The following is a 20,129-nucleotide window of genomic DNA, read 5'->3' as shown; positions in this document are numbered from 1 at the left end:
GATTTCAATAAAGAAAACATATCCTTATAAAAGCACCATGCTTAATTCGTTAAGCTGGTGTTTTTTTATGTTAATATAGTGAATGATATGATTACAAAAATGAGTGACATGATAAAGTTACAAAATAACAAAAATATATGACGATTAATAATTATTGGAGGTAACGTAATGAAATGTATTGTAGGTTTAGGCAATATAGGCAAACGCTTCGAGCAAACCAAACATAATATTGGGTTTGAAGTCGTTGATTATATGTTAGAACAAAACCAATTTAAATTAGATAAACAAAAATATAAAGGTGCTTATACCATAGAACGTTTAGCGGGTGAAAAAGTTATGTTTATTGAACCGATGACGATGATGAATTTATCTGGTGAAGCAGTAGGCCCGCTGATGAAGTATTATGATATTGATGTAGACGATTTACTCGTACTATATGATGATTTAGATTTACCACAAGGTGAGATTCGCTTGCGACAAAAAGGAAGCGCTGGTGGTCATAACGGTATGAAATCGATTATACAATCTTTAGGTACAGATCAATTTAAACGTATTAGAATAGGAGTGGATCGTCCTTCCAATGGCATGTCTATCGTTGATTATGTTTTACAAAGGTTTACAAAACAAGAAATGGAAACAATGAATAAAGTAATAGAACATTCAGCACGTGCAGTAGAAGCATATATTGAAAGCGCTCGTTTTGATCATGTGATGAATGAGTTTAATGGTGAGGTCAAGTGAAATCAATAATTACAGAATATATTAAAGAAGATAAACGTTACCAAGAATTGAATGCAGTATTTGGTGAAGAAAATGTATTAGTAACAGGATTATCTAGTTCTGCCAAAGCGACCATTATAGCTGAAAAGTTTATTCACAGTCCTAAACAAATGCTTGTGATAACAAATAACTTATATCAAGCCGATAAGTTAGAAAGCGATTTGCTTCAATATATAGACGCTGATGATATATACAAATATCCAATGCAAGATATTATGACAGAAGAATTTTCAACACAAAGCCCTCAATTTATGAGTGAACGTGTGCGCACATTAACTGCGCTTGCTCAAGAAAAGAGAGGCTTGTTTATCGTGCCTTTAAACGGATTGAAAAAGTGGTTAACACCAGTTGAAATGTGGCAATCGCATCAACTTAGACTAGCTATTGGCGACGATATAGACATTGATGAATTTTTAAATAAACTTGTGAACATGGGATATCGAAGAGAAAGCGTTGTCTCACATATTGGGGAATTTTCTTTACGTGGGGGGATTATTGATATATACCCATTGATAGGCATGCCTGTACGAATTGAACTGTTCGATACAGAAGTAGATTCTATTCGCCACTTTGATGTGGAAACACAACGCTCAGAGGCTAATTTAGATCAAGTAGAAATCACAACGGCCAGTGATTATATCATTACTGATGATGTATTGAAACATACAAAATTAAAGTTAAAAGAAGCATATGAATATACGCGTCCTAAAATAGATAAATCAGTACGTAATGATTTGAAAGAGACTTATGAAAGCTTTCAGCTGTTTGAATCTTCTTTATTTGATCATCAAGTACTACGTAGGCTTGTAGCGTTTATGTATGAAGAACCTGCAACCATTATTGATTATTTCAAAGATGATGCCATAGTTGCTGTTGATGAATACAATCGTATTAAAGAAACAGAAACAAACCTGATTTCTGAAGCGGATGAATTTATGCAAGGTTTAATCGAGAGTGGTAAAGGGTTTATGGGTCAAAACTTTTTACAATATGATGGTTTTGAATCTTTATTAAAACAATATCCAGTCACGTACTTTACGCTATTTACTACGACCATGTCTGTAGAATTGAATGATATCATTAAGTTTTCTTGTAAACCGGTACAACAATTTTACGGTCAATATGATATTATGCGTTCAGAATTTCAGCGTTTTATTCAGAATGATTATACTGTCATCGTATTAGCAGAAACTGAATTAAAAAAAGAGCGCATCCAATCAATGTTAAATGAAATGCATATACCAACGTTTATCGATACACCAAGCCCACAGGTTGAAGGTGGTAGCGCAATTATCACTGAAGGTAGTTTGTCAGAAGGTTTTGAATTACCTTATATGCAGTTAGCCGTTGTAACAGAACGTGAGCTTTTTAAATCTAAGCAGAAGAAAAAAGCGAAACAACATAAAAAATTAACCAATGCAGAGAAAATTAAATCCTATCAAGATTTAAAAGTTGGAGATTTTGTGGTCCACGTGCATCATGGTGTCGGTAAATATTTAGGTGTTGAAACCCTTGAAGTTGGAGGCGTTCATAAAGATTATATCAAACTGCAATATAAAGGAACCGACCAATTATTTGTACCCGTCGATCAAATGGATCAAGTACAAAAATACGTGGCTTCCGAAGACAAGTCACCCAAGTTAAACAAACTCGGGGGCACCGAATGGAAAAAAACAAAAGCCAAGGTTCAACAAAATGTTGAAGATATGGCTGATGAATTAATAGAACTATATAAAGAAAGAGAAATGTCAGTTGGGTATAAATATGGGCCAGATACACCACAGCAAAATGATTTTGAAATAGATTTCCCTTATGAATTGACACCCGACCAAGGAAAATCGATTGAAGAAATTAAGCAAGATATGGAAGTTGAGCGACCAATGGACAGACTGTTATGCGGTGATGTTGGTTACGGTAAAACAGAAGTCGCCGTTCGAGCAGCGTTTAAAGCAGTTATGGAAGGTAAGCAGGTAGCATTCCTTGTGCCTACGACAATATTAGCGCAACAACATTATGAAACGTTAATAGAACGTATGCAAGATTTCCCAATAGAAATTCAACTCATTAGTAGATTTAGAACTACCAAAGAAGTTAAAGAAGTTAAAGAAGGTTTGAAATCAGGTGAGGTGGATATTGTTGTAGGTACACACAAACTATTAGGTAAAGATATCCATTATAAGGATTTAGGATTATTAATTGTCGACGAAGAACAACGATTTGGTGTGCGACATAAGGAAAAAATTAAATCACTTAAGGCCAATGTTGATGTATTAACGCTAACAGCAACGCCTATCCCAAGAACGTTGCATATGAGTATGTTAGGTGTTCGTGATTTATCAGTGATCGAAACACCACCAGAAAATCGTTTTCCAGTCCAAACTTATGTGTTAGAACAAAATATGAATTTTATTAAAGAAGCTTTGGAAAGAGAACTTTCAAGAGATGGACAAGTGTTTTATTTATATAATAAAGTCCAATCGATTTATGAGAAACGAGAACAGTTACAAATGTTAATGCCAGACGCCAATATTGGCGTAGCGCATGGACAAATGAATGAACGAGACTTAGAAGAAACTATGTTGAGTTTTATCAATCATGAATTTGATATTCTTGTCACAACAACAATAATTGAAACGGGCGTAGATGTCCCAAATGCGAACACCTTAATTATTGAGGATGCTGACAAATTTGGGCTTAGTCAATTATATCAATTACGAGGACGCGTGGGACGCTCAAGTCGTATTGGTTATGCGTATTTCTTACACCCTTCTAATAAAGTGTTATCAGAAACTGCGGAAGAAAGATTACAAGCAATTAAAGAATTCACTGAATTAGGTTCAGGTTTTAAGATCGCTATGCGTGATTTGAATATTCGTGGTGCTGGTAACCTTTTAGGTAAGCAACAGCATGGGTTTATTGATTCAGTAGGCTTTGATTTATATTCCCAAATGTTAGAAGAAGCCGTTAATGAAAAACGCGGTATTAAAGAAGAAAAACCTGACGTACCAGAAGTTGAAATAGAATTAAATATTGATGCTTATTTACCAGCAGAATATATTCCAAATGAACAGGCTAAAATTGAAATTTATAAAAAACTGCGTAAAATTGAAACAAAATCACAATTGATGGACATTAAAGATGAGCTCATAGACCGCTTCAACGACTATCCTGTTGAAGTTGAAAGATTATTAGAAATGATGGAAATTAAAGTATATGCATTGCACGCAGGAGTAACACTAATTAAAGATATGGGTAAAAAAATTGAAATTGATTTATCTGAAAAAGGGACTACTGATATAAATGGTGAAACACTCTTTAAACAAACACAACCTTTAGGGCGTGCAATGAAAGTTGGCGTTCAAGATGGTAAAATGAAAGTGACGTTAAATAAAGGTAAAGCTTGGTTAGATAACTTAAAATTCTTAGCAAAATGTTTAGAAGAAAGTATGGTTATACCGGATGAAAACTAAATTTGACACACCAAATACTTTTAATGGTGTCGTTGTACTTACGATAGCACTTATTATCGTCAAGGTACTTAGTGCTTTGTATCGCGTTCCATATCAAAATATACTAGGGGACGAGGGATTATACGCTTACCAACAAGTTTATCCAATTGTAGCATTAGGCGTTATTTTAACAATGAATGCAATCCCAAGTGCTGTAACTCAAACTTTCGGTGTGAACGGTCAAGCCAGTCAATACACTCGCGTATTACTAAGGTTGCAATATATAGGTATTGTATTTTTCTTTCTAATGTTCATTTGTGCCCATTGGGTGGCACTACTGATGGGAGATATCAATTTAGCACCCATGTTAAGAGCGGCAAGTGTTAGCTTTTTATTTGTTGGTGTCCTCGGTGTATATCGTGGGTATTACCAGGCGCACCGACATATGAACACGCCAGCTATTTCACAGGTAATAGAGCAGTTTATTCGTGTAGCAATTATAATGGCTGCTATCGTGATGTTCGCAAGTCAGTCATGGGATATTTACCAAGCGGGTACATTAGCGATTCTTGGCTCTGCAATAGGTTTTTTAGTTTCAAGCCTATTTCTGATACAACGCAGACCATTTAAATTAACACGCACATATACAGGAAACCATGTAGCTTGGAAAAAATTAACGCTTGGAATTATCGTTTTTGCAGTAAGTCAATTGATTGTTATTGTATGGCAAGTAGTTGATAGCTTTACAATAATACGTTCACTTCAGTATATGGGCCTAGGTTTTGAAGCAGCTACAGTTCAAAAAGGAATTTTTGACCGAGGCGCTTCATTTATTCAGATGGGTTTGATTGTAACAACTACATTTTGTTTTGTGCTTATTCCACTACTGACTGATGCGATAAAAACGAAACAATATATGCGCATGAATCGTTATGCTAATGCGTCTATAAAGATAACCATCTTATTTAGTGTGTCAGCTGCCGTTGGTTTAATCAATTTGCTTCCAATCATGAACCATGTGTTTTTTAAAAACGATAGCTTAAACGGAACGCTTTCAATTTATATGCTTACAGTCATATGTGTGTCTCTCATAATGATGGATATTGCGTTACTACAAGTGAAAAATCAAGTGAGAATGATATTATTAGCGTTCTGCGCTGGCATTGTTATTAAAACGATATTAAACCTTGTGTTAATACCGCAACTTTCAATAATAGGCGCAAGTCTGAGTACTGTACTATCACTTATTGTATTTGTTTGGATATTGCATATCCAAGTATTAAAAGCGTATCATTTTCAAGCGATGCAAAAATTTATCTTTAAATTACTGCTCACAATGGTGATGCTATCGTTTGCCGTACAAATTGTATTACTTCTTATCCCAGGTGAAGGAAGAGTTGAAGGATTAGTTGAGTTAGCGATAGCAGCATTTATGGGCATAAGTGTGGTGATATTTGCTATTGTACGTCTGAATTTATTAAGCTTTAGAGAACTTAAGCATTTACCTTTTGGAGATAAGCTATTCCACATGAAAAGAGGGAAACGTTAATGACAAATAAAATCACAATTGTTGGGCTAGGCAATTATGGTGTAGATGATTTACCTTTAGGTATTTATAAATTTTTAAAACAACAAACGTTAGTATATACACGTACATTAGAGCATCCAGTTATTCAAGACTTAACGATGGAAGGTATTCAATTCGATAGTTTTGACCAAGCATATCAAAACAACCAATCCTTTGAAGAAGTGTATGAATCAATTGTGTCGCAATTAATAAGCGCTGTAAATGAACGCGACATTGTATATACGGTGCCGGGTCATCCGCGTGTAGCTGAAACGACGACAGTGAAATTAGAGCAATATGCCCAAACACATGCTGATGTTGAAGTTGAAATTTTAGGCGGAAAAAGTTTTATAGACGATATATTTGAAGCTATAAAAGTTGACCCGAATGATGGCTTTACCATGTTAGATACAACAGATATACAAACTGAACAGCTGAATATCCGAACACATACATTGGTTACGCAAGTTTATAGTTCGATGGTTGCTGGCGATTTAAAAGTAACATTGATGGAACGCTATAGTGATGAACAAATGGTATATATTGTGGACGGAGCCAGAAACAACAAGGCCAACGTAATTGCCACGCCTTTATACGAATTAGACCATTATAGCGACGCTTTTAATAACATAACCAGTGTATTTATTCCGAAAGTTGAAAAAGAAGTAGCATATTATAGTGATTTTGACTACGCAGTTAGTATTATAGAACGACTTGTGGATGAGGAAACAGGCTGTCCATGGGATAAAGTGCAAACACATCACACGTTAAAACGTTATTTATTGGAAGAAACATTTGAATTATTTGAAGCCATCGATAATGAAGATGACTGGCATATGATTGAAGAGTTAGGAGATATACTTTTACAGGTGTTGCTCCATGCAAGTATAGGTAAAAAAGAAGGTTACATCGATATATACGAAGTGATTCAAAGTCTTTCAGAAAAAATGATACGCAGACACCCACATGTTTTTAATGATGCTAAAGCAGAAACGGAAGAAGATTTAAAAAATATATGGTCCGATGCGAAATCGAAAGAAGGAAAGAAACAACGTGTTAAGTTTGAAAAAGTATTTGCAGACCACTTCTTAGCGTTGTATGATAAAACCAAAAATATGTCATTAAGTGAAGCGGACTTAAAGCAAATTTTAGAGCAAGGAGGGAAAAGGGATGAGATTAGATAAATATCTTAAAGTTTCAAGGTTGGTAAAACGTCGTACGTTGGCAAAAGAAATCAGTGACCAAGGACGTGTCACTGTCAATGGATCAGTTGCTAAAGCAGGCACAGATGTTAAAGAATCTGACGAACTTGTTGTTCGATTTGGGCAAAAAGTGGTAACAATTAAAGTAACAGGATTAAGTGAACATGCAACGAAAGAAAATGCAAAAGGCATGTACGAATTAATTAAAGAAGAAAAAGTAAGTGAAATATAAATATAGAAAGAGAGGTGACAAGCAATTGAGTAAAAAAGTTGAAAATATAGGGAATACGTATACTTCATCAGAAAATAAAAAAAAGCAACAAAAACAAACGAGAAAACGTGTCATTCGCAGACGTATCACTTTATTTGGCGGTATCTTACTACTCATTATCATTATTTTATCTGTAATGCTTGTCACTCAAAAACAAAGTAATAGTGAAGATGCAGCCGAACGTCAACAAAAAGAACAAAAATATCAAAAACAACAAGATGAAGAATTAGCGTTGAAGGAGCAATTAAATAATTTGAATGATAAAGATTATATTGAAAAAGTTGCACGAGATGATTACTATTTAAGTAACGACGGGGAAGTTATTTTTAAATTGCCTAGCGATAATAAGTCTGACTCTAAATCTAAAGATAAAAAAGATAGTAAATAATTGAAATTAATTTTTTGCATCATTATACCATTGTTAATTTATGCAAACAGGCATATAATAGGATTAAAATCGAAACAAATCGGGAGGATTTATTTATAATATGTCAATCGAAGTAGGAAACAAGCTTAAAGGTAAAGTCACTGGAATTAAAAAGTTTGGCGCTTTCGTCGAGCTTCCAGAAGGAAAAAGTGGCTTAGTTCACATAAGTGAAGTTGCAGATAATTACGTTGAAAACGTAGAGGATCACTTATCTGTTGGTGAGGAAGTTGAAGTTAAAGTGCTTTCAATTGCTGATGACGGAAAAATTAGTTTATCAATTAAAAAAGCAAAAGATCGTCCACGTAGACCTCAAAACAAACCAAATCATAAACAATCTCAGCCTAAAGGTGAGGATTTTGAAAAGAAATTAACAAACTTCTTAAAAGATAGCGAAGATAAGCTAACTTCTATTAAACGTCAAACTGAATCTAGACGTGGCGGAAAAGGCACTAGACGCTAAAAAATATATAAAATAAGACTGTTCCCAAGAGAACTTAAATTAATTGCTTAAGTACAACATTTATTATGATTCTAAATTAAGTTTGACTTTAACAATATAAGACTGTTTTCTTGCTTAAGGAAACAGTCTCTTTTTTGTTGTATATAGACTTACCAATCGTACCAATAATTAGCGATACGGAGTACTTTCATATTATGATAAAGGAGGTAAGCTATGATGAAGATTAACACGGCCGGTTGGGATGGGCATCAACATATTGTGTTGGCTGTTTCTACAGGCATAGATAGTATGGCATTATTGCATCAATTAATAACTGATTTATCTCAAACATATCGTAAACTAACGTGCTTACATGTGAATCACCATATTCGCGATGTTGCAAAGGAAGAAGAAACATTTATAAAACATTTCTGTACTTCATACCAAATTCCCCTATACGTGCATCATTTAGACTTATCGAATGCCGTTGAGAAAGGGAATAGTATTGAAAGCATCGCTCGATTAAAACGCTACGAGTGGTTTGATGATATGATGGAAAAACTTGGCGCAGATATTTTATTAACGGCACATCATCAAGACGACCAAATTGAGACGATTTTTTATCGATTGATGACTGGGCGTTCCACTCGAAGTAGTTTGGGTATGTCGTATCTTACTGCAAGAGGGTCATATGCATTGTGCAAACCTCTGTTAGAAATAACTAAAGCTGAGATTCGAAATTACCAGCGCTTGCATGAAGTTCCTTATTATGAAGACGAAACGAATGCTGAAAATCAGTATGTACGAAATGATATTCGTAATCGTATTTTACCAGCAATAGAACGTAACTGCCATTTGTCGACAAAACAATTGTTAAAATTGAAAGCATGGCATGACACACAACTAGAAGACCTTAAAAAAGAAGCAAATCATTTTATTGAAATGTATGTTAAAGGTATTGCTAATAAGAGAGAAATAGTAATCCCAAGAGACTTATTTTCTAATTTAAATCATAATTTGAAAACAATCATATTAGATATAATTGTTTCGAAATTAGGTATATTAAAACCGATGACAGAAAAAATGTATGAATCTTGGTTCAGGCAAATTGAAAATCATGTAAGTCAATGCACATTATATACGACAGATAAATGGAATATTTATATCGCTTATGATAAATTTATAATAATGGCAAATTATAATGAATCTCTTGTGCCAATACAGATTCAACACCCAGGTGTATATAACTATGGTCATTATAGTATTGATATTACGAATGATTTTCCAAATGAGTGTTACCCATTACTCGTCAGAACAAGAAACGATGGGGATAAATTCAAACTAAATGGTGTACAAGGCCACAAAAAGGTTAGTAGGTTACTTATTGATTATAAAATTATACAAACCGAACGAAATCAGTTACCGATTTTAGTTAATGCAGATGATGAAATTATTGCGGTAGGTACGTTATATTTAAATAATAAATATAAAACATCTATTTTTATACGAAATATGGGAGAGGAATGAAAATATGCGAGATGATTTAAAAGAAGTGTTATTAGACGAGGCAGAAATAGAAGGCATATGCAAAGATTTAGGAGCGAAAATCACTGAAGCATACGCTGGTAAGCCACTTGTTTGCATAGGTATTTTAAAAGGTTCAGTAATGTTTATGACAGACCTTATTAAACACATCGATACACACCTAGCTATCGATTTTATGGATGTTTCTAGTTATCATGGTGGGACAGAGTCTACTGGTGAAGTACAAATATTAAAAGACTTGAGTGCTTCTATAGAAGGGAAAGATCTTTTAATTATCGAAGATATTTTAGAAACAGGGACAACTTTAAAATCAATTACAGAATTATTAGAATCAAGAAAAGTAAACTCACTTGAAATTGTAACATTGTTAGATAAGCCAAACCGACGCAAAGCAGATATCGAAGCCAAATATGTGGGTAAAAAGATACCAGATGAATTCGTTGTGGGTTATGGCTTAGATTACGCTGAGAAATACAGAAACCTACCGTTTATCGGCACACTTAAACCAGAAATTTATTCAAAGTAAGCAGTACAATTTAATCGGATGAAATATTGTTATATACTATAAAACGTAATTAGATAATATAAGTTAATATACATAGTGATGTTAACTTAATTGACTCGCCTATACATAAACTTTTAGAAGTTTAATAAAGCGTATGTTTTAACATTTGTATATCTTATCTAAAAAATTATTAAAGTAAAAAATTAACAAAGGTCTTAACATATGTACAAAAAGTATAATTACTGGCCTGAAACTTATGTATTGTGTTACAATTTTTGTTAGTTTTATTATTGAAGTAGGAGGAAACGACGCATGCAGAAAGCCTTTCGTAACGTGCTAGTTATCGCAATCATTGGCGTTATTATATTTGGTTTGTTTTCGTGGCTAAATGGTAACGGAAATATGCCAAAACAGCTTACTTATAACCAATTTGTTAAGCAACTGGATAAAGGTGAACTAAAATCATTAGAAATTCAACCTGAACAAAATGTATATATGGTAAGTGGTAAAACTAAAAATGATGAAGATTATTCTTCAACAATTTTATATAACAATGATAAAGAGCTTGAAAAAATAACAGACAAAGCACAAAATCAAGATGGATTGAAATTTACAGTTAAAGAAGAAGAAAAACAAAGTGTATTTGTAAGTATTTTAACTACATTAATTCCTGTATTAATCATTGCCTTATTATTTATTTTCTTCCTTAGCCAAGCACAAGGAGGCGGCGGCGGTGGCGGCCGTATGATGAACTTTGGTAAGTCCAAAGCTAAAATGTACGATAGCCAGAAAAAACGTGTACGCTTCTCAGATGTAGCGGGTGCAGAAGAAGAAAAACAAGAATTAATAGAAATTGTAGACTTCTTAAAAGATAATAAACAATTTAAACAAATGGGTTCTAGAATTCCAAAAGGTGTTTTACTCGTTGGGCCTCCAGGTACCGGTAAAACATTATTAGCGCGTGCAGTAGCTGGTGAAGCAGGTACGCCATTCTTCTCAATCAGTGGTTCAGACTTCGTTGAGATGTTTGTAGGTGTCGGTGCAAGCCGTGTACGTGACTTGTTTGAAAATGCTAAGAAAAACGCACCTTGTATTATCTTTATTGATGAGCTCGATGCAGTTGGTCGTCAACGTGGCGCTGGTGTAGGTGGCGGTCACGATGAACGTGAACAAACATTAAACCAATTGCTAGTTGAAATGGATGGTTTTGGTGAAAATGAAGGTATCATTATGATTGCCGCTACAAACAGACCTGATATTTTAGACCCGGCATTATTACGTCCAGGTCGTTTCGATAGACAAATCCAAGTCGGCCGTCCAGATGTCAAAGGGCGTGAAGCCATTTTACATGTTCATGCTAGAAATAAACCACTTGATGAAACAGTGGATTTAAAAGCAGTGTCTCAAAGAACACCTGGCTTCTCAGGTGCAGATTTAGAAAACTTATTAAACGAAGCATCATTAGTTGCAGTGCGTGAAGGTAAGAAGAAAATCGACATGCGTGATATAGAAGAGGCTACTGACCGTGTTATTGCTGGCCCTGCTAAAAAATCACGTGTTATTTCAGAAAAAGAACGTAATATTGTGGCGCACCACGAAGCAGGTCATACGATTATTGGTATGGTACTTGATGAAGCAGAGGTTGTCCATAAAGTGACTATTGTGCCACGTGGACAAGCTGGCGGTTACGCAATGATGTTACCAAAACAAGATCGTTTCTTAATGACTGAACCAGAGTTATTAGATAAAATTTGTGGCTTGCTAGGCGGACGTGTTTCTGAAGATATTAACTTCAACGAAGTATCAACTGGTGCTTCAAATGACTTTGAACGTGCAACACAAATCGCGCGTCAAATGGTTACTGAATATGGTATGAGTAAGAAACTCGGTACAGTTCAATTCTCAAGCAGTGGCAGTGGACAAGTTTTCTTAGGTAAAGATATGCAAGGCGAACCAGAATACTCTGGTCAAATTGCTTATGAAATCGATAAAGAAGTCCAACGTATCATCAAAGAGCAATATGAACGTTGCAAAGACATTCTTTTAGAACATCAATCACAATTAATTTTAATTGCAGAGGCTTTATTAAAAGAAGAAACATTAGTTGCTGAACAAATTCATTCATTATTCTATGATGGTGTACTTCCTGAAGTGGATTATGATGCAGCGAAAGTTGTGAGTGATCAAGAAAAAGAATTTAAAGAAGGTAAATACGGTAAATCTTATGAAGATGTCCGTAAAGAGCAACGAGACATCGGTAATAAACAACAAGAAGAAGACCGCAAAGAAGAAGAAGATATCGATAAAGAAAAAGAAAAAAGACAACACGACGGCGATGATGATTCTGATGAAGACACAGGTCATGAACAACCGCCGAACATTGATAAACCAAGCAATCCAAGCGATCCTAATGATCCAAGCAATAGAAATTAATAACTGAACGAAAAGCTTCTTTCTGCTATCATATTGATGTAGAAAGAAGCTTTTTATGGTTACTTATTTTTTAAATAAACATTATAAACAGATATGTAGCAATTTTTTGCCTGAACAATTACAATAAATTGCATTGATAAAAAGTAGTAAAAAGTTCTAAATGAAAACTAAAAAATGAATTTAAACATTAAAATAAATCAAAGGAGTAATTACAGAAATGACAAACGATTATATTGTTAAAGCATTGGCTTATGGAGGACAAATAAGAGCATATAGTGCCTTAACTACAGAAAGCGTACAAGAAGCGCAAACAAGACATTATACTTGGCCAACAGCATCTGCAGCACTTGGCAGAACAATGACTGCTACATTAATGATGGGGGCTATGCTTAAAGGAGAACAAAAATTAACAGTTACCGTGGATGGCCAAGGCCCGATTGGAAAAATCATTGCTGATGCAGATGCTAATGGCCACGTGAGAGGATATGTAACAAACCCACAAACACATTTTCCTTTAAATAACGTAGGTAAATTAGATGTTGGCCGTGCGGTAGGCAGTAATGGCGCATTAACAGTAGTAAAAGATGTTGGCTTGAAAGACTATTTTTCAGGTTCAAGTCCACTTGTATCCGGTGAATTGGGGGATGATTTCACTTACTATTTTGCTAAAAGTGAACAAACACCCTCATCTGTTGGTTTAGGTGTACTAGTAAACCCTGATAATTCTATCAAAGCAGCTGGCGGTTTTATTATTCAAGTTATGCCTGGTGCTGAAGAAGAAACGATTAATAAGTTGGAAGAAGTTATCAATAACATGACGCCAGTTTCTAAATTGATTGATCAAGGCTTAACACCTGAAGAAATTCTATTTGAAGTACTAGGAGAAGATAATGTACAAATTTTAGAAAATATGCCTACAAGTTTTGAATGTAATTGTGGTCATGAAAAATTCTTGAATGCAATCAAAGGCCTCGGCCAAGCTGAAATAGAAAGCATGATTAATGAAGATCATGGCGCAGAGGCAGAATGTCACTTTTGCAGAAACAAATATCAATATTCAGAAAGCGAATTACAGGAATTATTAGAAAAGATGCAATAATTGCTATAAAATAGAAGTGTAACAGTAGCATATTATAAAAATATTGCAATATTCAATCTTCTCAGTTGTATTCAAAACAAAATCTGATAAAATGAAAAGTATATCCGATAGAAAAAGTAGGTTTTAGACTTTTTAATGAAAAGGAGCAATACTTATGACAAATAAACCAGTAAATAATATCGTCGAAATTATTGGCAATACGCCGGTAGTTAAATTAAATAATGTGGTGGATGAAAATTCAGCAGATGTTTACGTAAAACTAGAGTACCAAAACCCAGCGGGCTCAGTTAAAGACCGTATTGCCTTAGCGATGATTGAAGCAGCCGAAAAAGAAGGTAAGATTAAACCAGGTGATACAATTGTCGAACCAACGAGTGGTAATACAGGCATCGGATTAGCTTTTGTATGTGCTGCTAAAGGTTATAATGCAGTATTTACGATGCCTGAAACAATGAGTCAAGAGCGTCGTAATCTATTGAAAGCTTACGGTGCAGAAGTGGTTTTAACACCAGGGGCAGAAGCGATGAAAGGTGCTATTAAAAAAGCGAAAGAACTAAAAGAAGAATACGGTTATTATGAACCACAACAATTCGAAAACCCGGCTAATCCACGCGTACATGAATTGACAACTGGTCCAGAATTGGTCGAACAGTTTGAAGGAAAAACAATTGATTCTTTCTTAGCAGGTGTTGGTACTGGGGGTACATTGACTGGTGCCGGTAAAGTATTGAAAGAAAAATATCCTGACATTAATCTTGTGGCGATTGAACCAGAAGATTCTCCTGTACTAAGTGGTGGAGAACCTGGTCCACATAAATTACAAGGCTTAGGGGCTGGTTTTGTACCAGACACACTAGATACAAATGTTTATGATGAAGTAATCAAAGTTGGTAACGAAACAGCAATGGATATGTCTCGTAAAGTTGCTAAAGAAGAGGGTATCCTAGGTGGTATTTCTTCTGGTGCAGCAATTTATGCAGCTTTAGAAAAAGCTAAATCATTAGGTAAAGGTAAAACAGTAGTCACTGTATTACCAAGTAATGGTGAACGTTACCTTTCTACACCGTTATATTCATTTGAAGATTAAATTTTATTTTTCCTAACCGGTCGTGTATATACGCGATCGGTTTTTTTTAGTATTAATAATCGTTCAAGGAAAACAATTGGTTGATTTTATATTTTACCTGTAATAAAAACTCAGTATTTTATATTGAAATGCAAAAGTCAATTAAATGACCGCTAGGTTTCTTTTTAAAAATGAGCATCTCGTTAATTGTTTCTTATAAATGGTTTAAGCATTGTTTACTGAAAAAAATAATAATTAGCGTTATTATAGAATAGTAATTATAATGCTAATGGAGCATCTAAGCGTGAAAGGAAGAAGTGACTATGGCACATACAAAAATTATGGGCATATTAAATGTGACCCCAGATTCATTTTCTGATGGCGGTAAATATAATTCTGTAGAAAAAGCAATCAAAAGAGCTGAAGAAATGATTGATGAAGGTGTAGATATCATAGATATAGGCGGTATATCTACACGTCCAGGCTATGAAGAAATTAGTGTGACAGAAGAATTGGAACGCGTAATTCCTGTTGTAAAAGCGTTAAATCAATTTGATATTCAACTTTCTATTGATACATATAGAAGTGAGATTGCAGAAGCTGCAATGAAATTAGGCGCAACTATGATTAATGATCAATGGGCTGGTTTGTATGACGAAAAAATATTCGACGTTGTAGCCAAATATGAAGGTGAAATTGTACTGATGCATAATGGTGATGGTCAGAGGTCAGAACCTGTTGTTGAAGAAATGCTCTTATATTTATTAAAACAAGCTAACAAAGCGGAAATGGCTGGCATTCCTCAAGAGAAAGTTTGGGTTGACCCGGGTATTGGTTTTGCTAAAACCAGAGAAGAAGAACAAGAAGTAATGGCTCGATTAGATGAATTAGTAGCTACAGACTATCCTGTATTATTAGCGACGAGTAGAAAAAGATTTATTAAAGAAATGGTTGATAAAGATACCAAAGCGACTGAAAGAGATGAAGCGACAGCAGCCACGACTGCATATGGTATAATGAAAGGCGTTAAAGGTGTAAGAGTGCATAACGTTGTACTCAATGCTCGTTTAGGACAAAGTATGGATTATTTAAAGGAGAATGAGTATGCACGATACAATCTTTCTTAATGGTATGAAGTTTTATTGTTATCATGGCGCTTTACCAGCAGAAAATGAAATTGGCCAAATATTTATTGTAGATGTAACAATGAAAGTGGATTTGAGTATTGCTGGTAAAACTGATCAAGTCACTGATACAGTTCACTATGGTGAGATATACGATGAAATTAAAGCAATCATGGAAAGTAAACCAGTAAATTTAGTAGAGCATCTAGCTGAACGTATTGCAAAACGTATAAATTCACACTATAATCGTGTAATGGAAACGAAAGTTAGGATCACTAAGGAAAATCCTCCTATACCAGGTCATTATGATGGTGTAGGTATAGAAATAGTGAGGGAGAATTTCTAATGGAATATGCATATTTAGGGTTAGGAAGTAACGTTGGAGAAAGAGAAGTACAACTTAAGAAGGCCATTCGTATTTTGAATGAAAAAGATGGCATCCATGTAACGCAAATATCGCCAATATATGAAACTGAACCTGTTGGGTATGTCGACCAACCTCAATTTTTAAATCAATGCATTGAAATTCAAACGTCACTAAAACCACACGCCTTATTGAACGCATGTCTTGATACAGAGCAACAACTGCACAGAGTGAGAGATATACGATGGGGCCCTAGAACTTTAGATGTCGATGTTTTATTATATGGTGATCAAGTCATTGAAGAAGATGATTTGATTGTGCCGCATCCACGCATGTTGGATCGCTCATTTGTGCTTATCCCATTAAATGACATCGCATCAGATTGTATTGTGCCACTCACTAATAAAAAGGTGGGTAATTTAGTGACAACTGATAACTCAGTTAAGAAGTATCAAAATTGAGAGGTAGATAGAGCGTAATTGCTCAGAAGTATGAGTTGAGCTTTGAATCATTTATTATGTGTTTGTACAAACTAAACAACTTGTTGACGTGTTTTCTACAAAAGATGAATTTTTAATCCCTTTATTACGTTTGCAACGTCTAGTAGAATTGAAAAGAGAAAAAAGTTGTCATAATGAGAATGTGTAAATATGTATCCAGCGTATTTAAATTTTTTCATAGTAAGACAAAGTTAGAAATGTTTTAAATCAAAAAGAAACTAAATAAGAAATGATATAGATGATTCACAATTTCTAACAATAAGTAAAAAATAAAGAAACTAAAAATGTGGAACAAGAAGCATAAAGGAGAGAAAGTTATGTCAGAAGAAATGAACGACCAAATGCAAGTACGTCGTCAAAAAATGCAAGAACTATATGATTTAGGTATCGATCCGTTTGGTCAAAAATTTGAAAGAACTTCAATGGCTACACCATTACATGAAGATTGGGACCAATTTACAAAAGAAGAATTGCAAGAAAAAGAAGAAGAGAGCCATGTTAGCATCGCTGGACGTGTCATGACAAAACGTGGTAAAGGTAAAGCTGGTTTTGCACATGTACAAGACCTATCTGGTCAGATTCAGATTTACGTAAGAAAAGATCAAGTGGGTGATGAGCAATTTGATATTTGGAATTCAACAGATTTAGGAGATATAGTCGGTATCGACGGAGTAATGTTTAAAACTAAAACAGGTGAGTTGTCAGTTAAAGCTAAATCATTTGTCCTTTTAACTAAAGCATTACGTCCATTACCAGACAAATTCCATGGTTTACAAGATATAGAACAACGTTATCGTCAACGCTATCTCGATTTAATTACAAATCAAGATAGCACAAAAACGTTTATTAACCGAAGCAAAATTTTACAAGAGATGCGTAACTATTTAAACCAACAAGGTTTCTTAGAAGTAGAAACACCGATGATGCATCAAATAGCTGGTGGTGCTGCTGCTAGACCATTTGTAACACATCATAACGCATTAGACGCTACGCTTTATATGCGAATTGCAATTGAACTACACTTAAAACGCCTTATCGTAGGCGGATTGGAAAAAGTATATGAAATTGGTCGTGTGTTTAGAAATGAAGGCGTATCTACACGTCATAACCCTGAATTTACGATGATTGAACTATATGAAGCATATGCAAATTATCATGATATTATGGATTTAACGGAAGATATGATCAGACACATTTCTAATAAAGTATTAGGTACTGCCAAAATTAATTATGGTGAAGATGTAATTGATTTAGAATCAAACTGGAAACGAATCCATATGGCAGATGCAGTTAAGGAGACTACCGGTGTAGACTTCTATAACGTACAAAGTGATGAAGAAGCAAAAACACTCGCAAAAGAACATGGGGTCGAAATCACCGGTAATATGAAATACGGACACATTTTAAATGAATTCTTTGAACAAAAAGTAGAAGAAACATTAATTCAGCCAACATTTGTATATGGACATCCTATCGAGATTTCACCATTAGCTAAGAAAAATCCAGAAGATCCTAGATTTACAGATCGTTTCGAACTGTTTATTGTAGGCAGAGAGCACGGCAATGCATTTACAGAATTGAATGACCCTATCGATCAAAGAGAAAGATTTGAAGCTCAACTAGTCGAAAAAGAAGAAGGCAATGACGAAGCACATGAAATGGACGAAGATTTTATTGAAGCATTAGAATACGGTATGCCTCCAACAGGCGGTCTAGGTATCGGTATTGATAGATTGGTTATGTTGCTTACAGATTCAGCTTCGATTCGTGACGTGCTATTATTCCCATACATGAGACAAAAATAAGCCGTTTATATAAAAAACGTATCACAATTAAATAGAAACAAGAAACTAGGTCAGTATATATTGTATAATAGGGGTATAACTGATCTAGTTTTTATATTATTAATAGGGAATAAATGTAATTACTGTTATTAATTATTAGATATGTTAATATTACTTTAATTAATTTTTGTAATAAGAAACGTTTGGGACATAAATGCCTATTAAAATATAAAAATATACTAAAAAAGGTTTGGCATTTAACATATTCATATGATAAGATTATTCAAGTCGAGTTGAGGAAACGAGACATTGAAATCTTAAATATAAAGTTTAAAAATAAAAAACACAAAAGTTATTGACTAATAACGAAAAATGAAGTAATATATAAAAGTCGTCAAATTCAAGAGAAAGCAACAGAGTCTTATGTAAATGATTTTTAAAGAAATTTTAAAAATAGTGTAAAATTGACCGTTGCAATTATTTGATAAAACGTGTATCATATATTGAGTAAGTTATTTTGTCTGGTGGCAATGGCAAAGAGGTCACACCTGTTCCCATGCCGAACACAGAAGTTAAGCTCTTTAGCGCCGATGGTAGTCGGACTTACGTTCCGCAAGAGTAGGACGTTGCCAGGCTTTATAATAATCATGTGGAGGATTAGCTCAGCTGGGAGAGCATCTGCCTTACAAGCAGGGGGTCGGCGGTTCGAAGCCGTCATCCTCCACCATCTTTTAAAAATGAATAGCCGGCCTAGCTCAATTGGTAGAGCAACTGACTTGTAATCAGTAGGTTGGGGGTTCAAGTCCTCTGGCCGGCACCATTTCATGAGCCATTAGCTCAGTTGGTAGAGCATCTGACTTTTAATCAGAGGGTCAGAGGTTCGAATCCTCTATGGCTCATCCAGTTTCAATTTGCAGAAGTAGTTCAGCGGTAGAATACGACCTTGCCAAGGTCGGGGTCGCGGGTTCGAATCCCGTCTTCTGCTCCATTATATTGCCGGGGTGGCGGAACTGGCAGACGCACAGGACTTAAAATCCTGCGATGAGAGATCATCGTACCGGTTCGATTCCGGTCCTCGGCACCATCATTTTAATAGAGCGCCCATAGCTCAATTGGATAGAGTACTTGACTACGAATCAAGCGGTTATAGGTTCGACTCCTATTGGGCGCACCATTTTAAAATGCATATTATAATAAATACGGGAAGTAGCTCAGCTTGGTAGAGCACTTGGTTTGGGACCAAGGGGTCGCAGGTTCGAATCCTGTCTTCCCGACTCTTATAAAACTATGGGGGCTTAGCTCAGATGGGAGAGCGCCTGCTTTGCACGCAGGAGGTCAGCGGTTCGATCCCGCTAGTCTCCACCATATTTAAAAACAAACAATGAACATTGAAAACTGAATTGCAATATGTCAACGTTAATTCCGAATTCAACATTAAATGTTGAATCAAAACAACGTGTTATTGATAACACAAATTAGTATTTTATGAGCTAATCAAACATCATAATTTTTTATGGAGAGTTTGATCCTGGCTCAGGATGAACGCTGGCGGCGTGCCTAATACATGCAAGTCG

At 35.0% G+C, this 20,129-nt stretch carries 17 protein-coding genes, 8 tRNA genes and 2 rRNA genes; all 27 read left to right on the top strand.

What is annotated here, in order from left to right; translation table 11 throughout:
* The first annotated feature begins 168 nt into the window (after positions 1–168).
* A complete protein-coding gene (pth, locus tag IEU88_RS13065) occupies positions 169–741 on the top strand; it encodes an aminoacyl-tRNA hydrolase (RefSeq protein ID WP_096810956.1) in 573 nt (190 codons plus the stop codon).
* Entirely contained in the window at positions 738–4,250 is a 3,513-nt protein-coding gene (gene mfd / locus IEU88_RS13060) for a transcription-repair coupling factor (RefSeq protein ID WP_103372612.1), read from the top strand. The genes pth and mfd overlap by 4 nt, the downstream gene beginning before the upstream one ends.
* Positions 4,240–5,778, top strand: coding sequence for a polysaccharide biosynthesis protein (locus IEU88_RS13055; RefSeq protein WP_096810954.1), 1,539 nt, complete (start codon positions 4,240–4,242; stop codon positions 5,776–5,778). Before mfd ends, IEU88_RS13055 begins: the two co-directional genes overlap by 11 nt.
* Positions 5,778–6,980, top strand: coding sequence for a MazG nucleotide pyrophosphohydrolase domain-containing protein (locus IEU88_RS13050; RefSeq protein ID WP_103372611.1), 1,203 nt, complete (start codon positions 5,778–5,780; stop codon positions 6,978–6,980). The genes IEU88_RS13055 and IEU88_RS13050 overlap by 1 nt, the downstream gene beginning before the upstream one ends.
* Positions 6,967–7,230 (top strand): RNA-binding S4 domain-containing protein, encoded by a 264-nt coding sequence (locus tag IEU88_RS13045; RefSeq protein WP_096810952.1) that lies wholly within the window; start codon positions 6,967–6,969, stop codon positions 7,228–7,230. Before IEU88_RS13050 ends, IEU88_RS13045 begins: the two co-directional genes overlap by 14 nt.
* A 25-nt stretch (positions 7,231–7,255) precedes the next feature.
* A complete protein-coding gene (locus IEU88_RS13040; protein WP_096810951.1) occupies positions 7,256–7,657 on the top strand; it encodes a septum formation initiator family protein in 402 nt (133 codons plus the stop codon).
* A 100-nt stretch (positions 7,658–7,757) separates the two neighbouring features.
* Entirely contained in the window at positions 7,758–8,156 is a 399-nt protein-coding gene (locus IEU88_RS13035) for a S1 domain-containing RNA-binding protein (protein ID WP_096810950.1), read from the top strand.
* Positions 8,157–8,372: 216 nt separating this feature from the next.
* Positions 8,373–9,662 (top strand): tRNA lysidine(34) synthetase TilS, encoded by a 1,290-nt coding sequence (gene tilS, locus IEU88_RS13030; protein ID WP_103372617.1) that lies wholly within the window; start codon positions 8,373–8,375, stop codon positions 9,660–9,662.
* A gap of 4 nt (positions 9,663–9,666) precedes the next feature.
* Positions 9,667–10,206: a hypoxanthine phosphoribosyltransferase gene (gene hpt / locus IEU88_RS13025; RefSeq protein ID WP_096810949.1), complete on the top strand. Its 540-nt coding sequence runs from the start codon at positions 9,667–9,669 to the stop codon at positions 10,204–10,206.
* A gap of 291 nt (positions 10,207–10,497) precedes the next feature.
* Complete coding sequence (gene ftsH / locus IEU88_RS13020; RefSeq protein WP_103372610.1) at positions 10,498–12,618, top strand: ATP-dependent zinc metalloprotease FtsH; 2,121 nt, start codon at positions 10,498–10,500, stop codon at positions 12,616–12,618.
* A 217-nt stretch (positions 12,619–12,835) separates the two neighbouring features.
* The gene (gene hslO / locus IEU88_RS13015; protein ID WP_103372609.1) at positions 12,836–13,717 is read left to right on the top strand and encodes an Hsp33 family molecular chaperone HslO; all 882 of its coding nucleotides are present in this window, start codon (positions 12,836–12,838) and stop codon (positions 13,715–13,717) included.
* Positions 13,718–13,871: 154 nt separating this feature from the next.
* A complete protein-coding gene (cysK, locus tag IEU88_RS13010) occupies positions 13,872–14,804 on the top strand; it encodes a cysteine synthase A (protein WP_096810946.1) in 933 nt (310 codons plus the stop codon).
* A gap of 302 nt (positions 14,805–15,106) precedes the next feature.
* Positions 15,107–15,910: a dihydropteroate synthase gene (gene folP, locus IEU88_RS13005; protein WP_096810945.1), complete on the top strand. Its 804-nt coding sequence runs from the start codon at positions 15,107–15,109 to the stop codon at positions 15,908–15,910.
* On the top strand, positions 15,888–16,253 hold the full coding sequence (gene folB, locus IEU88_RS13000) for a dihydroneopterin aldolase (protein WP_103372608.1): 366 nt from the start codon (positions 15,888–15,890) through the stop codon (positions 16,251–16,253). The genes folP and folB overlap by 23 nt, the downstream gene beginning before the upstream one ends.
* The gene (gene folK, locus IEU88_RS12995; RefSeq protein ID WP_096810943.1) at positions 16,253–16,732 is read left to right on the top strand and encodes a 2-amino-4-hydroxy-6-hydroxymethyldihydropteridine diphosphokinase; all 480 of its coding nucleotides are present in this window, start codon (positions 16,253–16,255) and stop codon (positions 16,730–16,732) included. Before folB ends, folK begins: the two co-directional genes overlap by 1 nt.
* Before the next feature lie 58 nt (positions 16,733–16,790).
* On the top strand, positions 16,791–16,919 hold the full coding sequence (locus IEU88_RS13800) for a hypothetical protein (protein ID WP_255312545.1): 129 nt from the start codon (positions 16,791–16,793) through the stop codon (positions 16,917–16,919).
* 169 nt (positions 16,920–17,088) lie between these two features.
* Positions 17,089–18,576 carry a lysine--tRNA ligase gene (lysS, locus tag IEU88_RS12990; RefSeq protein ID WP_103372607.1) on the top strand — a complete coding sequence of 496 codons (1,488 nt, stop codon included), beginning with the start codon at positions 17,089–17,091 and terminating at the stop codon, positions 18,574–18,576.
* A 499-nt stretch (positions 18,577–19,075) separates the two neighbouring features.
* Positions 19,076–19,190, top strand: a 5S ribosomal RNA gene (rrf, locus tag IEU88_RS12985).
* 16 nt (positions 19,191–19,206) lie between these two features.
* Positions 19,207–19,282: transfer RNA gene (locus IEU88_RS12980), tRNA-Val, on the top strand.
* A gap of 17 nt (positions 19,283–19,299) precedes the next feature.
* Positions 19,300–19,375: transfer RNA gene (locus IEU88_RS12975), tRNA-Thr, on the top strand.
* A 6-nt stretch (positions 19,376–19,381) separates the two neighbouring features.
* Positions 19,382–19,454, top strand: a tRNA-Lys gene (locus tag IEU88_RS12970).
* A gap of 14 nt (positions 19,455–19,468) precedes the next feature.
* Positions 19,469–19,543 (top strand) — tRNA-Gly (locus tag IEU88_RS12965).
* Positions 19,544–19,550: 7 nt separating this feature from the next.
* A tRNA-Leu gene (locus IEU88_RS12960) sits at positions 19,551–19,639 on the top strand.
* Positions 19,640–19,652: 13 nt separating this feature from the next.
* Positions 19,653–19,729, top strand: a tRNA-Arg gene (locus tag IEU88_RS12955).
* A 26-nt stretch (positions 19,730–19,755) separates the two neighbouring features.
* A tRNA-Pro gene (locus IEU88_RS12950) sits at positions 19,756–19,829 on the top strand.
* A 15-nt stretch (positions 19,830–19,844) separates the two neighbouring features.
* Positions 19,845–19,920, top strand: a tRNA-Ala gene (locus IEU88_RS12945).
* Positions 19,921–20,065: 145 nt separating this feature from the next.
* A 16S ribosomal RNA gene (locus IEU88_RS12940) occupies positions 20,066–20,129 on the top strand; the annotation flags it as partial.

The sequence above is a fragment of the Staphylococcus nepalensis genome (genome assembly GCF_014635045.1).
GTDB lineage: Bacteria > Bacillota > Bacilli > Staphylococcales > Staphylococcaceae > Staphylococcus > Staphylococcus nepalensis.
The sequence above is the reverse complement of the archived record's forward strand: the minus strand, read 5'-3'. Positions and strand labels throughout refer to the sequence as shown.